This is a genomic window from Pseudonocardia ailaonensis, from assembly GCF_039531635.1.
Lineage (GTDB): Bacteria > Actinomycetota > Actinomycetes > Mycobacteriales > Pseudonocardiaceae > Pseudonocardia > Pseudonocardia ailaonensis.
Genome location: NZ_BAAAQK010000017.1, coordinates 125086 through 143933, shown reverse-complemented (window position 1 = coordinate 143933; position 18848 = coordinate 125086). Strand labels below are relative to the sequence as shown.

At 70.7% G+C, this 18848-nt stretch carries 18 protein-coding genes and 1 tRNA gene; 9 read left to right on the top strand and 10 right to left on the bottom strand.

Annotated elements, in window-relative coordinates:
* A partial coding sequence (locus tag ABD324_RS22285) for a hypothetical protein (RefSeq protein WP_344420345.1) occupies positions 1–224 on the top strand: 224 nt, incomplete at its 5' end.
* A 169-nt stretch (positions 225–393) separates the two neighbouring features.
* Here ABD324_RS22285 and ABD324_RS22280 read toward each other — a convergent pair.
* Positions 394–2571, bottom strand: coding sequence for a bifunctional copper resistance protein CopD/cytochrome c oxidase assembly protein (locus ABD324_RS22280; protein ID WP_344420342.1), 2178 nt, complete (start codon positions 2569–2571; stop codon positions 394–396).
* Positions 2572–2632: 61 nt separating this feature from the next.
* On the opposite strand from ABD324_RS22280, the gene ABD324_RS22275 reads away from it, so the two are divergent.
* Positions 2633–3166 carry a methyltransferase domain-containing protein gene (locus tag ABD324_RS22275; protein WP_344420338.1) on the top strand — a complete coding sequence of 178 codons (534 nt, stop codon included), beginning with the start codon at positions 2633–2635 and terminating at the stop codon, positions 3164–3166.
* Between the two features lie 25 nt (positions 3167–3191).
* On the opposite strand, the gene ABD324_RS22270 is transcribed toward ABD324_RS22275, so the two are convergent.
* Positions 3192–3986 (bottom strand): PP2C family protein-serine/threonine phosphatase, encoded by a 795-nt coding sequence (locus tag ABD324_RS22270; protein ID WP_344420335.1) that lies wholly within the window; start codon positions 3984–3986, stop codon positions 3192–3194.
* A gap of 138 nt (positions 3987–4124) precedes the next feature.
* On the opposite strand from ABD324_RS22270, the gene ABD324_RS22265 reads away from it, so the two are divergent.
* The 3 genes from ABD324_RS22265 (at position 4125) to ABD324_RS22255 (ending at position 6986) form a co-directional block, all read left to right on the top strand.
* Positions 4125–4198: transfer RNA gene (locus ABD324_RS22265), tRNA-Arg, on the top strand.
* Positions 4199–4278: 80 nt separating this feature from the next.
* A complete protein-coding gene (locus ABD324_RS22260; RefSeq protein WP_344420332.1) occupies positions 4279–5793 on the top strand; it encodes a tyrosine-type recombinase/integrase in 1515 nt (504 codons plus the stop codon).
* A 98-nt stretch (positions 5794–5891) separates the two neighbouring features.
* Positions 5892–6986, top strand: a complete 1095-nt coding sequence (locus tag ABD324_RS22255) for a GntR family transcriptional regulator (RefSeq protein WP_344420329.1) — start codon at positions 5892–5894, stop codon at positions 6984–6986.
* A 210-nt stretch (positions 6987–7196) separates the two neighbouring features.
* Here ABD324_RS22255 and ABD324_RS22250 read toward each other — a convergent pair whose 3' ends face one another.
* The gene (locus tag ABD324_RS22250) at positions 7197–7715 is read right to left on the bottom strand and encodes an Rv3235 family protein (protein ID WP_344420326.1); all 519 of its coding nucleotides are present in this window, start codon (positions 7713–7715) and stop codon (positions 7197–7199) included.
* 349 nt (positions 7716–8064) lie between these two features.
* Here ABD324_RS22250 and ABD324_RS22245 point away from each other — a divergent pair, with 349 nt between their 5' ends.
* Genes ABD324_RS22245 through ABD324_RS22240 form a run of 3 tightly spaced genes read left to right on the top strand, consistent with a single transcriptional unit; the run spans position 8065 to position 10157 of the window.
* Positions 8065–8727 carry an HhH-GDP family DNA glycosylase gene (locus ABD324_RS22245; protein WP_344420323.1) on the top strand — a complete coding sequence of 221 codons (663 nt, stop codon included), beginning with the start codon at positions 8065–8067 and terminating at the stop codon, positions 8725–8727.
* Complete coding sequence (locus ABD324_RS37350) at positions 8630–9205, top strand: DUF6416 domain-containing protein (RefSeq protein ID WP_425565879.1); 576 nt, start codon at positions 8630–8632, stop codon at positions 9203–9205. The genes ABD324_RS22245 and ABD324_RS37350 overlap by 98 nt, the downstream gene beginning before the upstream one ends.
* Positions 9206–9212: 7 nt before the next feature.
* Positions 9213–10157 carry a hypothetical protein gene (locus ABD324_RS22240; RefSeq protein WP_344420320.1) on the top strand — a complete coding sequence of 315 codons (945 nt, stop codon included), beginning with the start codon at positions 9213–9215 and terminating at the stop codon, positions 10155–10157.
* Between the two features lie 77 nt (positions 10158–10234).
* Here the strand turns inward: ABD324_RS22240 and ABD324_RS22235 are convergent, their stop codons facing one another.
* The 4 genes from ABD324_RS22235 to ABD324_RS22220 form a co-directional block, all read right to left on the bottom strand.
* Complete coding sequence (locus tag ABD324_RS22235; RefSeq protein WP_344420317.1) at positions 10235–10489, bottom strand: hypothetical protein; 255 nt, start codon at positions 10487–10489, stop codon at positions 10235–10237.
* Positions 10490–10767: 278 nt separating this feature from the next.
* Entirely contained in the window at positions 10768–12084 is a 1317-nt protein-coding gene (locus ABD324_RS22230) for an FAD-dependent oxidoreductase (RefSeq protein ID WP_344420314.1), read from the bottom strand.
* Positions 12081–13637, bottom strand: a complete 1557-nt coding sequence (gene paaZ / locus ABD324_RS22225; RefSeq protein ID WP_344420312.1) for a phenylacetic acid degradation bifunctional protein PaaZ — start codon at positions 13635–13637, stop codon at positions 12081–12083. The genes ABD324_RS22230 and paaZ overlap by 4 nt, the downstream gene beginning before the upstream one ends.
* The gene (locus tag ABD324_RS22220) at positions 13634–13939 is read right to left on the bottom strand and encodes a hypothetical protein (protein ID WP_344420362.1); all 306 of its coding nucleotides are present in this window, start codon (positions 13937–13939) and stop codon (positions 13634–13636) included. The genes paaZ and ABD324_RS22220 overlap by 4 nt, the downstream gene beginning before the upstream one ends.
* Here ABD324_RS22220 and ABD324_RS22215 point away from each other — a divergent pair.
* Complete coding sequence (locus ABD324_RS22215; RefSeq protein ID WP_344420310.1) at positions 13865–15088, top strand: IS110 family RNA-guided transposase; 1224 nt, start codon at positions 13865–13867, stop codon at positions 15086–15088. The two genes, ABD324_RS22220 and ABD324_RS22215, sit on opposite strands and share 75 nt — an antisense overlap.
* Before the next feature lie 43 nt (positions 15089–15131).
* On the opposite strand, the gene fdxA is transcribed toward ABD324_RS22215, so the two are convergent.
* From fdxA to boxC, 3 genes are read right to left on the bottom strand one after another with little or no spacing between them, the layout of a single operon-like run.
* Complete coding sequence (gene fdxA, locus ABD324_RS22210; RefSeq protein WP_344420307.1) at positions 15132–15473, bottom strand: ferredoxin; 342 nt, start codon at positions 15471–15473, stop codon at positions 15132–15134.
* A 15-nt stretch (positions 15474–15488) separates the two neighbouring features.
* Positions 15489–16901, bottom strand: coding sequence for a benzoyl-CoA 2,3-epoxidase subunit BoxB (boxB, locus tag ABD324_RS22205; RefSeq protein ID WP_344420304.1), 1413 nt, complete (start codon positions 16899–16901; stop codon positions 15489–15491).
* 60 nt (positions 16902–16961) lie between these two features.
* Positions 16962–18653, bottom strand: coding sequence for a 2,3-epoxybenzoyl-CoA dihydrolase (gene boxC, locus ABD324_RS22200; RefSeq protein WP_425565880.1), 1692 nt, complete (start codon positions 18651–18653; stop codon positions 16962–16964).
* Positions 18654–18848: the final 195 nt, after the last annotated feature.

The following is an 18848-nucleotide window of genomic DNA, read 5'->3' as shown; positions in this document are numbered from 1 at the left end:
CAAAGGACACCCGCACACCATCACCGAACCCACCAAAGGGCCACAAGCTCAGGGGCGTCGTCGTCGTTCTGTCAGTCCCCATCGAGCCGACCGGCTCGGAGGCAACTTTCTTATCTTACAGCTCCCGATCGACCGAGGCAAGCCCCAGTTTTTCCGGCGCTGTCCGCATGGTTCTGCCCGAAGGCTTCGCTTCCGCGGAGGTGGTTACTCACGTGGCGGTCTGACTCTGGGCCGAAGATCTCGTCCCGGTCTGTCGTGCTGGCCGCCGTGGCAACGAAGAGAAAGTTACACAGGGCCTCCGGGGGTGGTCAAATCGCCCCCCTATTTGGGCCCTGAGCTGGGAAAACAGCTCGATCGACGATGATCGGCCGGATCCGGGCCGGCGACGAACGGTCAGTCTCCGGAGGTCCGGTCCGACGGCTGCTGACCAGGGACGATGTCACCGTCCGTGACCGTCGCGAGACCGCTGTGGGACCCGTTCGACTGTCGTTCGTCGTGCGCACCGCCGCCCCGAGAAACTTCGGAAAAATCTTGGACCGCGCCGGACGGTCGTTCTCCCCCGGCCAAGCGGCGCAGCATCTCGTTGTACGCCTTGAGGTCTGCATCCCCGTCCGCGTCCGCCCGGCGATCATCGCGCCGCGCCGACCGTTCGTCCTGCCGCGACCACTGGATCAGCAACGCGAGGATGACGAGCAGCAGCGGGGCCTCCCCCGACGCCCACGCGAGCCCGCCGCCGAGCTTCTGGTCGACGAGCGGATCCGTGACCCAGGGCAGGGCCAGCGACCGGTAGAACGCGCCGCCGATCACGGTGTCCGCACTCATGAGCGCGACACCGAAGAACGCGTGGAACGGCACCGAGATGAACACGACCGCCAGCCTGGCCACCGGGGGCAGCCTCCGTGGCGCGGGATCCACCCCGATCAGGGGCCAGAAGAAGATCAGGCCGGCCACCAGGAAGTGCAGGTTCATCGCGATGTGCGCCCAGTGTTCGGTCAGCGCCCAGCCGAAGAGGTCCGAGAAGTACAGCGCGTAGTACGTGCCGACGAAGACCGGCAGCGAGAACAGGGGGTGGGTGACGACCCGCGCGACCGGCGAGTGGATCGCCGCCAGCAGCCACTCCCGCGGCCCCGGCGGATTGTCCTTGCCCGCGACCGGCAGCGCGCGCAGCGCCAGCGTGACGGGGGCGCCGAGCACCAGCAGGATCGGCGTCAGCATCGCCAGCATCATGTGCGAGGCCATGTGCACGCTGAACATGGCCGGCGCGTACTTGCCGACCCCCGAGCTCGTCGCGATCAGCAGGACCGCGCAGCCGGCCAGCCACGCCGCGGTCCGTCCCGGCCCCCAACTGTCCCCGCGGGCCCGCAGCCTGCGCACCCCCAGCAGGTAGAACAGGGCGAGCAGCACGGCGGCCGTGCCGAAGACGATGTCGAAGCGCCACTCGAAGGCCAGTCGCGCGAGGGTCGGCGGACCGTCGAGGTCGTACCCCAGCAGGACGTCCAGGCGCGAGGGCGGCGCGGCGGCGGTCGCGGGCGGCGAGCTGCGCCCGAGCGCCACGGCGAGGCCGATCGTCCCCAACATGATGAGGACCTCGACGGCACCGAGCCGGAGCAACGCGCCCCGCTCTCCCCGCCCGGCCGCCTCCACGGAGTGTCGCCGGTGGAGGGCGCCGAGCGCGCCGAGGGCGAGCAGCGCGAGTGTCTTGGCCAGCAGCAGCGCTCCGTAGGTGGTCCCGACCAGGTCGCTCAGCGAGACGCGGACCAGCGCGTTCAGCACCCCGGTGATCGCCAGCACCACCCAGCACCACAGCGCCGTGCGGGAGAACCGGCGCACGGCCACCCCCAGCACCCCGGGGTCCCGGTCGCGGGCGGCGCCGAGCGACAGGACCGCCACCAGCCCACCCACCCACAGGGAGGCCGCCAGGACGTGCATCACCAGGCTGTTGGTCGCGATGTCGTGCGAACCGCCCGACGACGAGTGCCCGGTCAGCGCCACCGGCAACGGCCCCAGCAGCGACAACCCGAACGTCACGACCGTCCAGCCCCATGACAGCACCAGCCGGCAGGCGACCAGCAACAACAGGGCGACGATCGCCGTCAACAGCCAGGACGACGCGTCCGACAGCTTGGGGATGACCTCGATGAGCAGCCCCGGGTCGAGGACGTCCGCGACCGGTCTGCCGAGCGCGTCCGCGGCACTCAGCGGCACGAGGAGCAGGGCGCTGACCGCCCAGCCCGCGGCGGCGTACGAGGCCGCGCGGATCCCGCGGTACCCGGCCACGTCCAGGTACCCGCTCCGTTGGGGAGGGACCAGGAACGCCGCGAGCAGCAGGAAGCCGATCGCCAGCACCGCACACGACTCGGCGGCGGCCCGCATCGCCGGCAGCCCGATGGTGGTGAGCGTGCCGGGATCCGGCAGCCCCAGGTTCTCCACGGGACGGGCCCCGGTCAGGGCCGTGAGGCCCGCCGCCACGAGCACCGCCACCGCGATGCCGAGCCCCACCAGGCCTCCGACGCCCGACCCGGGCCGCGGGTCGGACGGCGACAGGCTGGGCTCGACGGTCGTCTGCGCCATGCGACCAGGCTATGCCCGCACCACGACGGTTTTCGTCGTACCCCGCTGCCACACTCCCGGCATGGACGATGTCGAGGTGCCCGGGCTGCGCGGGTGGATCACCGCCGCGGTCCCTCGCGAGGCCCGGGTCGTGGAGGTCGGCCCGGCCGGCGGCGGGCTGGTGCGGTGCGCCGGTGGGATCGGCCCGCCCGGTTCGCTGCCGGTCGCCACCTCGGATGCGGACGTCGTGGTGGTCGCCTTCGCCCTCCCCTGCCTGGAGCGCCCGCAGGAGCTGCTCGCCGAGGTCAGGAGGGTGCTGCGGCCCGCCGGCAGCATGGTCGTCGTCGGGCCGGCTCCCGGTCGGTCTCCGGCGGAGCTGCGGCGCGCCCCACCTCGGAGGACCTTGCGGGACGGGTGGGCGTGCCCGACCGCCGTCGACCATCCGGGATGGATGGTCGCCGCGGCGGACTTCGCCGTCCTCGGGGACGACCGCAGGGTCTTCGAGATCCCCGAGGCGCCCGCGGACGCGCTGGCCGGCGCCGGCCTCTGCCCACCGGGTGCGGAGGTGGCAGGCGGATTCCCGATGGGCGTCCGGCGGCTGGTGGCGCGCCGGTGAGCGGCCTCGGTCCTACGCGACGGTCCTACGCGACCTCGGCCGCCGCCCCCACGATGCGCACCTCGGGTTCGTCGTCTGCCGGCTCGTCCGTGTCCACGATGTCGGCGACGATGCAGGTGATGTTGTCCGGGCCGCCGCCGTCGTTCGCGTAGGTGATCAGGGTGTCGACCACGGCTTCGGGCTCGGTCGGCGCGGCCAGCAGGTCGAGCAGCGCGGCGTCCGGCAGGACCGCCGTGACCCCGTCCGAGCACAGCAGGTACCGGTCCCCCGCCTGCGGCTGGACGACGAACAGGTCGGGCTCGACGGGATGGTCCGTGCTCAGCGCGCGCATCAGCACTGAGCGGCGCGGGTGCACCAGCGCCTCCTCGGGCGTGATCTGCCCTTCGTCCACGAGCTGCTGGACCATCGTGTGGTCCTTGGTGAGCTGGACGAGCTCTCCCGCGCGGCAGCGGTAGATGCGCGAGTCCCCGACGTGGGCGAGGCCGAACCGGTCGCCGTCGAGCACCAGCACGACCACGGTCGTCCCCATGCCCTGGGTGTCCGGCTCCTGGCGCGCGTGCTGGGCGAGCCGGTCCGACACCTCGTCGACCGCGCCCGCGAGCTCGCGCAGCAGGTCCTCGTCCGGCAGCTCGCGGGGCAGCCGCCCGCCGAGCTCGAGCATCGTCGCGACGGTGAGCGCGCTCGCCAGCTCGCCATGGGCGTGCCCACCCATCCCGTCGGCCACGACGAGCAGGCGGCCCGCAGTAGCACCGGAGTCCTCGTTCGCGGTGCGCCGGCGGCCGACGTCGGAGCCGATCGCGGAGCGCAGTCCCAGAGCCATGTGCCCAGTATGGATCTCGCCTCCCGGGATCGTGAGGGCGGACACCGCGAAACGGACGGGTGATAACGGTCGGGCAGCGTCCGGGGCTCTCACCGGACCCCTGCCGCTACGCTCTCCGGCGGCGGCCTCCGGCCCCACGCCCTCGTAGCTCAGCTGGATAGAGCAAGAGCCTTCTAATCTCTAGGTCGCAGGTTCGAGTCCTGCCGGGGGCACCCAGGTCAACGCGTTGCCGCCTCTGACCAGCACCGACACGTGGAGCTACACGTGGAGCCAACCGGCCTACCGTGGCTCCATGCCCGCATCCCGCAAGCCCCGTCGTAGCCGCGGCGAGGTCGAGCAACTCCCGAGCGGCTCCTACCGCGTCCGGGTCTATGCCGGCATCGACCCGCTCTCCAGGAAGCGGCACTACCTGACCGAGACGGTGCCGGCAGGCCCCGGAGCCGCCACCGCGGCGGAGAAGGTCCGGACCCGCTTCCTCAACGAGGTCGACGAGCGCCGCGCACCCCGCACCAAGGCGACCGTTTCCGAACTCCTCGAGCGATACCTCGACGTCCTGGAGATCGAGGACACGACGCGCAACGGCTACGAGCAGATGGTGCGGCTCTACATCGGCCCGCTGCTCGGCGCGATCCCGGTCGGTCGTATGGACGGCGAGGTGCTGGACACCTTCTACTCCCAGCTCCGTCGCTGCCGCAGACGCTGCTCACGCCGCCGCGGCCAGGTCGACCACCGGGTCGTCGGCGATCACGAGTGCAACGGCCGCTGCAAGCCGCACGTCTGCAGGCCCCTCGGCGCCTCCTACCTCCGCCAGATGCACAGCCTGCTCAACGGGGCCTTCGCCCGAGCAGTGAAGTGGCGCTGGCTCGGCGTCAACCCCGTCGAACAGGCCGACGCGCCGTCGCAACCCCCGCCCGACCCGCAGCCTCCGACGGCCGAGCAGGCGGCGCGCATCGTCGAGGAGGCGTTCAAGGATCCGGACTGGGGCATGCTCGTCTGGACCGCCATGACGACCGGTGCCCGACGCGGCGAACTCTGCGCGCTCCGGCTGGACCGGCACGACGTCGACGGGGGCGTGCTCGACATCCGCACGAGCATCGCCCAGATCAACACCCGGCTCTGGGAGAAGGACACCAAGACCCACCAGCGCCGCCGCATCGTCCTCGACGACCAGACGGCCGCGCTCCTGGCCGCCTATCGGGCCGAGGCCGTCCGCACGGCCAAGGTCGTCGGAGTCGATCTCCGGGACATCGACTATCTGTTCTCGGCCCTCCCGGACCACAGCGAGCACCTCAAGCCGGACACCGTCACCCAGCGGTACTCGCGGATGTGCGCCCGCCTCGGCTACGACATGCACATCCACCAGCTGCGGCACTACTCCGCCACGGAGCTCATCGCCGCAGGCGTCGACATCCGGACCGTCGCCGGCCGCCTCGGTCACAGCGGCGGCGGGACCACCACGTTGCGGGTCTACAGCGCCTGGGTCGCCGAGGCGGACCAACGCGCGGCGAAGTCCCTGACCGGCCGTCTCCAGCTGCCGAGCTCGATCACAGCTCCGGCTGATGCGCCGCTCCTCCGGCCCAAGAGCGAGCCCGCCGGCCCCTACGAACGGATCGCGAACGACCTCGAGGGCGCCATCCGCCTCGGCGCACTCGCACCCGGCGAACGTCTCCCCACGCTCAAGCTGATCGCCGAGCGCTACAGCGTCTCCGTCGGAACCGCTCACCGGGCACTGTCGCTGCTCGCCGAGCGCGGGTTCGCCGAGCTCGGCGGACGAGGGCGACCATCGACGGCACTCCTCGGCGCTTGATCCACCGCCCAGTCGCAACCTGTTGTCGTCGTTCACCATTGCGAACGCATGCCGACGTTTCGCCTCCTTGAGCCGCCCGCCCTGGTTAGCCTCCCGCCGTGCTCGACGACCTCGGGAGCCTCGATCCAGGATCTACGGTCCCGCCCTACCGGCAGATCGCGGCTCACCTGCGCTCGCAGATCGTCGGCCGCGCGCCGGGGACCAAGCTTCCTTCGGAATCTCAACTGACTTCTCACTACGGAGTCGCCCGCATGACGGTCCGGGCGGCCATGCGAGCTCTGCAGGACGACGGCCTGGTCCGATCCCGGCAGGGCGCGGGCGTGTTCGTCGTCGACCCGGCCGCGACTTCGGATCCCGCTGCTCCCCGGCCCGCCGAGGCGACCGGGATCACCCCGGACTTCACCGTCCACGCGCTCAGCGCGGCAACCGCGCTTCTCCGAGTTCACAGCCCCGAGGAGCAGCTCCGGCATCTCGCCGACCTGGCCGCCGCCGTCGAGGTCGGCACCGGTGTCGTCCGCCGACGCCTCGTCGACGATCGCCTCGAGGCAGACGTCCGTGCCGCATCCCGCCAGTTGGCGGCCGCGAGCCGCCGACTTCGACAGGCCGCCGCCGACTCGACGGTGGCGCCGGAGGACCAGATAGCCGCTGCGCGCGACCTCGCTCGCCATCACCTGGCCGAGGCGCTTCCGAGGCGCTGGGCGCATGTCCAGGCGGTAGCGGCCCGGGCGGCCGTACTCGCCATGGCATTGGACGAGCCCGACGGAGCCGCATTGTGCATGGCGGCGTGGCTCCACGACATCGGCTATGCCCCATCCTTGGCGCACAACGGGTTTCATCCCCTGGACGGAGCCGGTCATCTCCGGGCGAGCACTGTCGACGCCCGAGTGGTCGCGCTCGTCGCGCACCACTCCGCCGCCGCGTCCGAGGCAGCCGAGGTCGGGCTCGCCGATGAGCTCGCGGCCTTCGTGGACGAGGGCGGCATCGTCCGAGATCTCCTGTGGTTCTGCGACATGACGACGGGACCGGACGGGCAGCCGATGACGTTCGGACAGCGGATGGACGAGGTCCGAGCGCGATACGGACCGGACCACTACGTCACCCGCGCCATGGCCCAGGGGATGCCGGCTCGCGAGCAAGCTGTCGCCCGGGCATGGGCGTGGATCTGCGAACACGGCCTCGCGTCGTCCTTGTGACGGTTCCGCTCGCTCGTCATGACAACTGGTACAACCTGAGTCCGCGAACGCGGTCGATCACGGTGCTCCGGCCCGGGGCGGCCTTGAGCCCCTCCCGCGCCGGCATGGTCCGGCGGCACTATTGCCGGCCCACACCGGCGCAGCGGTAGAGCCCGTCAGGTCCGCTCCACGCCCGGTGGGGCGGGGACAGGCCCCGCCCCCGCTGCCGCGTCACAGAATGCGGACCGTCGTGCACGTCCACGCGTCCAGCCCGGCCAGGACGAACGACGCCGCCATCGCCCGAAGGCGACCGCCCAACCGGATCATCGCGGCGACCTCCACCGCACCCTCGTGAGGCTGACTCGCCCGGGCGGAGAGCAGCCGCGCCCCGCCCCGCAGCCCGGAGGGTCCGGTAGGCACCGCCCGCAGGTACCGGAGCACCTCAGGCACAGCCAGGTTCACGACCTGCTTGGGCGGACGGCGCTGGTCGAGGACATCCACCAGCCATGCGACCGTCCGCGCAGCCGTCCTCAGCGCCCTGGGGTCCTGCACGACGTCGACGACTGGCTCCCCCGGCGGCAGCTCCGGCGGGATCGACGTCGGCGGGACGTGTCCGCAGGCCTTGCAAGCCTCGGTGAACTCGCCGTGCTCATAGACGACCGTCCGGACCAGCGGCAGCCCGAGGAGACGCCGAAGCTCGTCGTCGGTCGCTTCTTGGCTGGTCCCGGTGCGCTCGAACGTCGCGGTCATGGCGGCCTCCCGGCGGGGTCGGCAGCAGGCCCGAAGGGTCAGAACGGTGGTGGGCCAACTGCGGGGCGCGGTGCGAAGCGCCCGCCCTTGCCGTCCGCGCCCGACTCCGCCCGGAGAGGCTCGCGACCAAGGGCGGCCGCAGGCCGTCGGCGAAGCCGATGCGCAGCACCCTTTGTCGGGAGAGCCCGGGCGGAGTAAGCGGCCCACCGGAAAGAACAGCCCGAAGGGCCGCGCCGCGTCAGCGGCCTGCAGTGGACAGCACTAGCGGCCGTTGCTCCGATCGGCGGCCAACTTGATCAACTGCCGGACGTCTTGACGCTGGGAGCAACGCATCAGGAGGCAGCGGGCAGTGGATCTCTTTCATCGCGAGCGAGTGGTGGCGCTCCTTACCAAGGTCGGCCGACTCCCGGGGTTCCCCGACTTCCCGGGTGTCGAGGCCGGTGGGGCCCGCTACCAGCACATGGGTGCGCTCCTCGCCGACGCTGCGCTGCAGGCCGCGATCGACTTCGACTCCGTCGTGAAGCTCCGCGTCGAGAAGCTCCTCGTTGCCTGGCCCGATGCCGTCACCGTCGACACCTTCCGCGCGCGGGTAGCTGCCGAAGGGCTGGGCGGCGTCCTGGACTGGAAGCACCCCGAGAAGCTGGCCCGAGCTCTTCGCCTCGCGGACCTCCTCGCGGCCGAGGGGGTCCAGACCGTCGATCAGCTCCGCTCGTGGTGCCAGCTACCGGACAGCCGTTCGAAGCTGCTGAAGATCAAGGGCGTGGGCGAGAAGACCGCGGATTACGTCGCCGTCCTCGCCGGCGGCCAGGCGATCGCCGTCGACCGGCGAATCCGCGCCTTCGTCGGCAGCGGTTCCGGCGAGGAGATCCGGAGCCTGCTGACGGCCGTCGCCTCCGAGCTGAACCTCGACCTCGGTGTGCTGGACCGGGTGGTGTGGGCAGCGGGCAAAGCCGAGCTCCCGCCGGACGACCCGTCCCGACACCGTCGAGGTCGTCCTGACCGTCCCTGCTGACAAGGCAGCGCGACTCCGCGATCTCACGAAGCTGTGGCTCGAGGGGAGACCGAACGCCGAGTGGCGAGACACCGATCACGATCTCGCCGTCACACTCTGGGAGCAGCTCGACGATCGACGGCGACGAGTCCTCGGCGTCTTCATCGACCACCCCGGCCGGCGGTTCCGCGCCGACGAGCTTCTCGATCGCACCGGCGACGCCACGTCACCCACAGGCCTGACGAGTCTGTTGGGCCAAACCCAGGTGCTCTGCGAAAAGCTCGGCCGTGCATGGCCCTGGCACTTCGACTATCCGGCGGGACGAGCCAACCGGGCCGTCTACTGGTTCGAACCCGAGATCGCCGCGATGTTCGAGAAGGTACGAAGGCAGTACACGCGACTCCATCGAGTGACGCGCTGCGTTGGGCTCACGGGACTACCGTGGCAAGGAATGACAGCCCGGGCGATTCCTACTCTGCTGCTCGTCGCGCACTTCTGAGCCGGCCGTGGACGAGGCCCCTTCGAAGGTGTGCGCGAACTGCGGGACCAGCCTTGGTGTCTCGGTCGCCCGGAGCGGCGGCGTCCGCGCGGTGGCATGGATGAACCACTGCGCCGAGTGCGCAGAAGGCGTCGCGGACCAGATGGTCCTCGACGAGGAGCTCGCCGGCATCGGGATCTGGCGATGCTCCTGGTGTGGGCTGACGAGGACCTGCCGACGGGGTTGGACCACCCGTTGCCACGCCTGCCTCGACGACCGCACGAACACCAGGGAACTCGAGCTCGACGGTCTCGCTCAGGCCTTCGCGAGCCGATTTCCCGGCTACTTCATGCAGGTGCAGGCAGAGCTCCCGACGATCGAGCTCGACGACGTTGCCGTCCACGAGTTGCTGTCCGCGTCGGCGTACGCGGACGAACTTGAGTTTCGGGGCCAGCCTGGCTGGACCGTCGTGGCCGGCGATGTGAAGGGGCTGCCCTACCTTCGATGGGGCAACGAATCCCACGGGTTCTGGGGCCGCCACGACAAGTGCGGCAAGGTCCAGAACCTCAGCGCACGGGAGTGCCGCTTCTGCGACCCCGAGCCGGGATCGAGGACCCATCGTGCGCGGAAGGACGATCCTCATCTGCTCTACCTCGTCCGGTACAACGACCGTCTCAAGGTCGGCCACGGCGACCGCGGCCGAATCCTCACCCACGTCCGCGGCGGAGCCACGATCGTCGCCGTCCGACGGGCGCGGTTCGCGGAGACCGTCCAGGCGGAGCGGGCCATCCTCCGGCGACACGAGAAGCTCATCAAGAAGCGCCAGAGAGGGCTCCCGCTCAGCTTCGGCTCCGGCACAGAGGTGCTCCCCGGTGGCACCGACGTCGACCTGGCCGAGTTCCTGCCGGAGGCCGAGGACGTCACGGGTTATTACGAGCTTCATGCGCTCGGCATAGGAGCGGCTAAGGAGTAGCGGCCTACTCTTGGCACGTCGTGCCACCAGCCCGTGACCGGACGTGCGACAACGCCGTACGCGCCGGGCCGGAGGCCTCAGCCGGGGTAACGCTCCGACCAATGCGGGTCAGTCCCCTTGTTCTGGTCGCTCCCCGCGGGGTGATCGAACTGCTGAGCGACGATGTCCCGGGCGAGGACATCGACGACCCAGGCCAGGTCGAGGCGCGCAAGCAGTGCGACGGGCAACGACTCGACGCCGCACGTCGCACCGAGCAGCGCACCGGCCACCGGACCGGCCGCGGCCGGCACCGCTGCGCCGCGCGCTTCCCGGAGTGCGTCGGCTACTGTCACCGATGTCCTGATGCCGAACTGTCACCCATGTCCTGAGACATCACAGCCCGGGTGTACCGCCGGGTGTCTGCCCTGGACAAGTGCCTGACGTCAGGAGTTCTGCGGCGTCCAGGAGCGGTGTGGTCGCGGATCGCACCTCGACATCTGCGTCCCTCGTGCGGTGCAACCAGATCATCAGGCCTTACCCCTCGGCTCCTGATACGACTACCGCGGTCGCCGAAACCCACGTGAACCTGCTCGACGGACACGTAGGCGGGCTAGCTGCGCCGTTGCTCACCTCAGGCCCCAAGACACTGCTTCAGCATCGAGGCGAGATCCCGGACTTTCACCCGGCCACGGCCCGCGGACCCACCTAGCTCCGCCTCGTGGCCATCCAGACGCAGCCAGGCCGCCCAGTCGACAACTCGCACGGCCCGTTCGTCGAGCAGTTGGAGCAGGTCGCCGCGGATCGGTCGCGCGGCCAGCGCAGCAAGATCCTCCACCACCGCGGCGGCGGTCTCCGCACCGTCCGGCTTGTTGGTGCCGATGATCCCGCTGGGCCCGCGCTTGAGCCAGCCCGCCACGTAGACACCCGGCACCGGTGCGCCGTCGCGTACCACCCGGCCCTGCACGCTCGGCACGATGCCGTGCTCGTCGTGCGGCAGGTCCGCCGGGGGCGCCCCGCGGAACCCGACCGCGGTGATCACCGCGCCGACCGGGATCCGTTCGGTGCGCCCGGTGCCGGTGATCCGGCCGTCGGCGCCCCGCTCGTTGTGCTCGACGACGATCCCCTCGACCCGCCCGTCGCCCACGATCTCGGTGGGCGACACCAGGAACCGCAGGTGGATCCGGCGCGAACGGCCCGCGGGCGGGGTATCGGCGAAGGTCCGGAAGGTCTCCAGGTTGAGCCGGACCCGGCGGTCCTCGGCGGTCTCCGGATCGTCGACGCCCGCTCCCCCGTCGTGCAGGATCACGTCCGCATCCGCGAGCTCACTGAGCTGGAAGAGCTCCGCCGGGGTGAACCGCGCGTCCGTAGGGGTGCGGCGGATCAGCACGTGCACGTCCGTGACCCGGCTGCGGTCGAGCACCTCCAGGACCCGATGCGGCACATCGGTCTCGCGCATCTCGTCCGCGGTCCGGGACAGCACGCGGGCCACGTCGAGCGCGACGTTGCCGGCGCCGATCACGGCCACCTCGCGGGCGTCGAGAACCAGCTCGCGCTCGGCCGCGTCCGGATGCCCGTTGTACCAGCGGACGAATTGCGACGACCCCAGGACACCGTCGAGGTCCTCGCCCGGGATCCCCACGCGCGCATCGTGTTCCGTGCCCGACGCGTAGACGACCGCGTGGTACTGCTCGAGGAGCTCCTCGTGGGTCACGTCCCGACCGACCTCGACGTTGCCGAGGTAGCGGACACCTTTCGCGAAGGGCTTGGCCAGCACCCGGGTGACGGCCTTCATCTTCGCGTGGTCCGGTGCCACGCCGTAGCGCACCAGGCCGTACGGCGTGGGGAGCCGGTCGATCACGTCGATCTCGACCGGCTCTCCCGAGGACAGCAGAGCCGCAACGGTGTAGAGCCCCGCCGGCCCCGACCCGACGACCGCGACGCGGCTCATCGCGACACCGCGTCCAGGACCGAGGGCGACCCCTGCACGGCGACCGTCTGCATGTGGTGCCGCACGGACTCGAGCCCGCCGAGCTCGGCGCCGCCGCCCGCGCGGCCGGGGCCGCCGTGCAGCAGCGTTGGCATCGGCGACCCGTGGCCGGTGGACTCCGGCGCCGAGTCGCGATCCAGCACCAGCACGCGACCGTGCCACGGGCCGAGGCCCCGCACCACCTGGCGGGCGACCTGCGGATCCGCGGTCACGACCGATGAGGCGAGGCTGCCCCGCCCGCGGGCCGCGGCCGCGATCGCGCCCTCGACCGAGCCGTACCCGATCACCGTGCTGACCGGCCCGAACGCCTCGACGTGGTGGGGCTCGGGGCGCTCCGGATCGTCGGCCACCAGGAGGACCGGCGCCAGGAACGCGCCGCGGGTTGGGTCGGCGTCGACCGGATCGACCTTGTCCGGGTCCCCGATGACGGTGCGCGCGCCGACCGCAAGGGTGCGCACCGCGGTGCGTACGTGCTCGCGCTGGGCCAGCCCGGCCAGGGCACCCATGGTCACGCCCTCACTCGTCGGGTTGCCGACGACGACCTGGTCCAGCCGGGCCGCCACCGCGTCGACCACCGCGGCGACGAGCCCGGCCGGGACCAGCGCCCGGCGGATCGCCGTGCACTTCTGCCCGGCCTTGACCGTCATCTCGGTGACGAGCTGGGCGACGTAGAGATCGAACTCCGGCGTGCCGGGGACCGCGTCGGGCCCGAGAATGGAGCAGTTCAGCGAGTCCGCCTCGACGGTGAACCGCACGGCCTCGCCGAGCACCGTCGCGTTGCCGCGCAGGCGCCGGCCGGTGGCGGCGGACCCGGTGAACGCCACCGAGTCCTGCGGCCCGAGCCGGTCCAGCAGGTCGCCCACGGAGCCGCAGACGAGCTGGAGCGCACCCTCCGGGAGCAGCCCGGACTCGATCACGTCCCGCACCACGAGCTCGGTCAGGAACGCGGTCGGCGTGGCCGGCTTGACGATCGACGGGACCCCGGCCAGCAACGCGGGGCCGAGCTTCTCGAGCATCCCCCAGACCGGGAAGTTGTAGGCGTTGATCTGAACGGCCACACCGGGTCGCGACACCGCGAGGTGCCGGCCGACGAACCCGCCGCCGCGCCCGAGCAGATGCGGCTCGTCGACCGGCAGGACGGTGTCGTCCGGCAGCTCCCGCGCCCCGATGCCCGCGTAGGCGCTGAGCACCCCGATTCCGCCGTCGACGTCGAACCGCGAGTCGAACAGGGTCGCGCCGGTGCGGTGCGACAGCGCGTAGTACTCCGGCCGCCGCTCCTTCAGGTATCCGGCGAGGGCCTTGAGCAGGGCGGCACGCTGCGGGAACGTCAGCTCGCGCAGCGCGGGCCCGCCCACGCCCGTCGCGTGGTCCAGGACCGCGCCCATGTCGAGCCCGGTGCTGGAGACCACGGCGACCGGGTCGCCGGTCACGGCGTCGGACACCACGGTGCCCGCCGCCGCGTCGGGTGCGGTGTACCACCGGCCGGCGACGTAGGACCTCAGCGGTGTGGTCACGGGTTCTCCGTAAGGTTGTTGATGTTCGGGACGAGGTGTTCCGGACGCCCGTAACGGCAGGGTGTGGCTGATGGGTTCTTGCCCTCGAGTGGCTTCGAAGGAGTGGCCGCCCTGCCGTTTCGGACGCCTTGGCCGCTGATTGAGATCTGCGCACGGTCGCTGTTTACGGAGCTGCAGGCGGGGACGTCCATGGGCTGTCGAACCGCACGAGAAAGGGCCGCCATCACGTGGCCGGCAAGAAACTGTGGGTCGGGATCGACGTCGGCGAAAGCGCGCATCACGCCTGCGCCGTCGACGACCACGGAAAGATCGTCTTCTCCCGTAAGGTGACCAACACCCAGGCCGCGATCGAGGACCTGATCACCCGCACGACCACGAAAGCGGGGCAGGCGGGTGAGGTGGTGTGGGCGGTCGACATGACCTCCGGATCGGCTGCGCTGTTGGTCGCGCTGCTGCAGGGCAGCGGGCATCGGTTGTTGTCGGTGCCGGGCCGGCTGGTCAACCGCATGGCCGGAGCCTTCACCGGCGAGGGCAAGACCGACGCCAAGGACGCCCGCACCATCGCCGAGACCGCCCGGCTGCGCGCCGACCTCGCCGAGGTGGCCGTGCCGGACCAGATCACCGGGGACCTGCAGGTCCTCACCGCCCGCCGCGAGGACCTGATGGCCGACTGGGTCCGTGGGGTCAACCGGCTCCGCGAGCTCCTCGGCTCGATCTTCCCCGGCCTCGAGCAGGCCTTCGACTACACCACCCGGTCGGCGTTGATCCTGGTCAGCGGTTACCAGACCCCCGCCGAGCTGCGCGTGGCCGGGGTTGAGCAGGTCGAGGGGTTCCTGGCCGCACAGCGGTCCTGGGCGCCCGGGCGCGCGGCGATGGCCGCGACCGCGGTCACCGTCGCCGGCGAGCAGAGCCTGGCATTGCCCGGTGAGTCGGTGACCGCCCCGCTGATCGCACGACTGGCCCGCCAACTGCTCGACCTTGACCGGGAGACCAAGGACCTGGACAAGCTGCTCGGGGCCCGTTTCGTCGAACATCCCCAGGCGGAGATCATCACCAGCATCGACGGATTCGGACCGATCCTCGGAGCCGAGCTGCTCGCCGACACCGGCGGGAACCTCGTCGCCGCGTTCGGCACCTCGAGCCGGCTGGCCGCCTACGCCGGGCTGGCGCCGGTTCCGCGGGACTCCGGCCGGATCCGGGGGAATCTGCACCGCCCCAAGCGCTATCACCGCGGCCTGCGGCGAGTGTTCTACATGGCCGCCCTGTCGTCGCTCAAACGCGCCGACAGCCGATCCCGCGCCTTCTACGACAAGAAGCGAGCCGAAGGCAAACGACACGTCCAGGCCCTGATCGCCCTCGCTCGCCGACTCGTCGACCTCGTCTGGGCCCTGCTCCGCGACAACCGCCCGTTCACCACCGAGGCACCCGCCCCGACGGCAACTGCGGCTTGACACGGTCATTGAAACTCCCTCTCGCTCGGGTGCCGGAGGCGCGCTAGTCGGCGCGCTTGAACTGTTTGACGAAGTCCGTGTCGATCCCGATCGGCCCGATGTCCGACGCGCCGCCGGGCTGGCCGAGCGCCTCGTCCCGGCCCGGCAGCACGTCCTCGAAGAACCGCAGGTTGTCGTCGACGAACTGCTCCTGCCCGGCGGGCACGGCGCGGTCCTGCGAGATCGCCTCGACCGGGCAGGCCGGTTCGCACGCGCCGCAGTCGATGCACTCGAGCGGGTTGATGTAGAGCTTGCGGCTGCCCTCGTAGATGCAATCGACCGGGCACTCGTCCATACAGGACCGGTCCATGATGTCGACGCAGGCGGCAGCGATGACGTACGGCATGGGTCGCCTCCGGTCTCAGGTGAGGTGGACGTACTCGTAGTCGAACGGCCTGCCGTTGATCCCGCTGACGGGCGGGGCCACCCAACCCGCGATCTTCCCCGGCTCGTAGACGGGCCGCATCAGGCTCTGAACGTGGGCGCGGTCCGCGTCGGACGGGAGCCACCGGTCCCGCTCGGCCTCCCAAGCGTCCGTCCCGACGAGCCGGCCGGCGGGGGTGACGTGGTGCTCGGCGAACAGCCCGACCTCGCGGTTGAAGCCGACGTGCGGCAGGTACAGCGGGGTCTCGATCCCGGCCTTCTCGATCACCCGGTTCCAGCGCTTGAGGCCGTTTTCGCAGTCCTTCACGTACTCGCCCTGCAGGTCGAGGTTCAGCGCCAGCAGCGCGGACACCTCGTCCGTACCCATCTGGCCGTCGCGCACGACGACGATCGAGGCCGAGTCGTCCGTGAGCCGGTGGTCGTCACCGCGGCGCTCCTCCTGCCAGCGGCCCTTCAGCCCGGCGGTGAAGTAGTTCGCCGCGTTCGTGGACTGCTCGGACCCGAACAGGTCCAGCGACACCGAGTAGTGGAAGTTGACGTACTTCTGCAGCACGTCCAACGGGATCCCGCCGTGGGGGGCGATGTCGACGGTGTCGTGCTCGCGCATCAGCTCGCAGGTCCGGGTGACCACGCGGTCGATCCCGGTGGTGCCCACGAACATGTGGTGCGCCTCCTCCTTCAGCATGAACTCGCAGGTGCGCGAGAGCGGGTCGAAGGCGGACTCCTTCAACGTCCCGAGCTGGTACTTGCCGTCCCGGTCGGTGAAGTACGTGAACATGTAGAAGGACAGCCAGTCCGGGGTCTCCTCGTTGAACGCGCCGAGGATCCGCGGGCTGTCGAGGTCGCCGGAGTTGCGCTGCAGCAACGCCTCCGCCTCCTCGCGCCCGTTGCGGCCGAAGTAGGCGTGCAGCAAATACACCATCGCCCAGAGGTGCCGGCCCTCCTCGACATTGACCTGGAACAGGTTCCGCAGGTCGTACAGCGACGGCGCCGTCTCCCCCAGCCGCCGCTGCTGCTCCACCGACGCCGGCTCGGTGTCGCCCTGGATCACGATGAGCCGCTGCAGGTCCGCCCGGTACTCGCCCGGCACCTGCTGCCAGACGGGCTCGCCCTTCTGCTCCCCGAAGGCGATGCGGCGGTCCGGGTTGCGCTCCGACAGGAACACTCCCCAGCGGTACTCCTCCATCGCGACGTGCCCGAAATGCGCCCACCCCTCCTGGCCCACGTCCACGGCTGTGCGCAGGTACACGTCCTCGGTCGGCACGGCCGGGCCCATGGTCTTCCACCAGTCGAGGAAGTTGGGCTGCCAGGACTCGAGGGCGCGCTGGAGCTTGCGGTCGCCGGCGAGATCGACGTTGTTGGGGATCTTCTCGCTGTAGTCGATGCTCATGAGGGTCCGTCCTCTCCACCGCGGGCCGCGGCGGGTCGAAGGTCGATGGGTGCGGGCGGGTCAGATCCGAGTGCGGTCGAAGTCGGCGCGGGTCCCCGTGCCGTACCTGCGCAGCGCACCCTCAGGACCCGAAGCGTTGGGGCGGACGAAGATCCAGTTCTGCCAGGCCGTCAGCCGCGAGAAGATCCGCGACTCCATCGTCTCCGGGCCGACGAACCGGTGGTTGGCCTCCATGCCGGTCAACGCGTCCGGGGACAGCGAGGCCCGCTCCTCCAGCATGATCCGGATCTCGTCCTCCCAGTCGATGTCGTCCGGGGCGTCCGTGACCAGGCCCAGCTCGAGGGCGTCCGACGCCGTGATCCGCCGGTCGATCCCCTCCCGCAGCTCTGCGACATGGTCGTTGTCCCCGTAGAACCGGCTGCCCAGCCGGGAGAGCCCGTTCGCCATCGGGAACGCGCCGAAGTTGCTGGCGGACAGCATGATCTGCGCCCCGTCGCCCTGCTCGGAGTCCGTCTCGTCGAGCGTCCCGTCCAGCATGTACTGGCGGTCGCAGGCCAGGGCCAGCTCCAGCAGCGCGCCGGCGAAGCACGAACCCGGCTCGATCAGCGCGATCAGCGACCGCGAGGTCACGTCGAGCCGCTTGAGGACTCGCTTGAAGTAGTGCCGGATCTCGTTGACCAGCCAGTCGTCGCGGCTGTGCTCCTCGATCAGGCGCTCGAAGGCCAGCGCGTCCTCGACGTCGCCCTTCGTGCGGATGATCCAGGTACCGAGCTCGAGCTCGTTGGCGCGCAGCCGCAGGATCAGGTCGTCGAGCTCGCGGGTCACGGCCAGCGGCCAGAACTCGTCGCCCAGCTGGTGCACGCGGTCCAGGGACTCCGGGACCCCACCCTCGGGTCCGTGCACCGTGATCTCGACCAGGGCGCGCTCGCGGTCGACGTCGGCCTTCACGTAGCGGTAGTGGTAGCCGTCCGAGACCAGCGGGCGCAGGCTGATGCCCGCCGCGTCTACCGGGCGGGTCGAGCCCTCGGCCGCCCGCGCCGCCCGTTCGGCCACGGTCTCCGACCACACCCGCTTCGGGATCGTCTCGTCGACCAGCTTCCACTCCACGGCCTGCTTGCCCTGGATCCCCTCGGGCCGGGTCGCGAACACATCCGCCCGGTCCTTGCGCACCCGACGCTTGTCGATCACCCGCGTCAGGCCACCGGTCCCCGGCAACACACCCAGCAGCGGTACCTCCGGCAACGACACCGCCGACGACCGATCGTCGATCAACAGGATCTGCTCACACGCCAGCGCCAGCTCGTACCCGCCACCCGCCGCCGTCCCGTTCACCGCCGCGATCCACGTCTGACCCGAGTTCGCGGTCGCGTCCTCGATTCCGTTGCGGGTCTCGTTGGTGAACTTGCAGAAGTTCACCTTCCACGGATGACTGCTCTGCGCCAGCATCCGGATGTTCGCACCGGCGCAGAAGGTGCGGTCTTTCCCGCTGGTCACGACCACCGACCGGACGCCCGGGTGCTCGAACCGCAGGCGCTGAGTCGCGTCGTAGAGCTCGATGTCCACCCCCAGGTCGTACGAGTTCATCTTCAGTTCGTAGCCCGGGACGATCCCACCCGCCTCGTCGATGTCGAGGGTCAGCGTCGCAACGGGACCGTCGATGTCGAGCCGCCAGTGGCGGTACCGCGCCGGGGCGGTCCGGAAATCGACCTCCGGTGCCGTCGGCGCGGTCTGAATCTCCTCGTGGTGGGACATCGGCGTCTCGGCTGTCGGGACACTCATTTGGGCACCCTCCTCGCAAGCTCGGTCGAGATCGACCGTTCTATGGTCGACTTGAACACGATGCCGCGTCAAGATTTTGTAGAATGACTGGACGTGGGGCACAGCTCACTCGTGTGGGTCCGAGAGATGCGTCGGGATCACGCAAGTCGGGGACCAGCGCCAGATCGC

Excerpts from the sequence above, each read along its gene's own strand:
- ABD324_RS22280 (WP_344420342.1), bottom strand. The coding sequence starts at position 2,571 with ATGGCGCAGACGACCGTCGAGCCCAGCCTGTCGCCGTCCGACCCGCGG.
- ABD324_RS22275 (WP_344420338.1), top strand. The coding sequence starts at position 2,633 with ATGGACGATGTCGAGGTGCCCGGGCTGCGCGGGTGGATCACCGCCGCG.
- ABD324_RS22270 (WP_344420335.1), bottom strand. The coding sequence starts at position 3,986 with ATGGCTCTGGGACTGCGCTCCGCGATCGGCTCCGACGTCGGCCGCCGG.
- ABD324_RS22260 (WP_344420332.1), top strand. The coding sequence starts at position 4,279 with ATGCCCGCATCCCGCAAGCCCCGTCGTAGCCGCGGCGAGGTCGAGCAA.
- ABD324_RS22250 (WP_344420326.1), bottom strand. The coding sequence starts at position 7,715 with ATGACCGCGACGTTCGAGCGCACCGGGACCAGCCAAGAAGCGACCGAC.
- ABD324_RS22230 (WP_344420314.1), bottom strand. The coding sequence starts at position 12,084 with ATGAGCCGCGTCGCGGTCGTCGGGTCGGGGCCGGCGGGGCTCTACACC.
- fdxA (WP_344420307.1), bottom strand. The coding sequence starts at position 15,473 with ATGCCGTACGTCATCGCTGCCGCCTGCGTCGACATCATGGACCGGTCC.
- boxB (WP_344420304.1), bottom strand. The coding sequence starts at position 16,901 with ATGAGCATCGACTACAGCGAGAAGATCCCCAACAACGTCGATCTCGCC.
- boxC (WP_425565880.1), bottom strand. The coding sequence starts at position 18,653 with ATGTCCCACCACGAGGAGATTCAGACCGCGCCGACGGCACCGGAGGTC.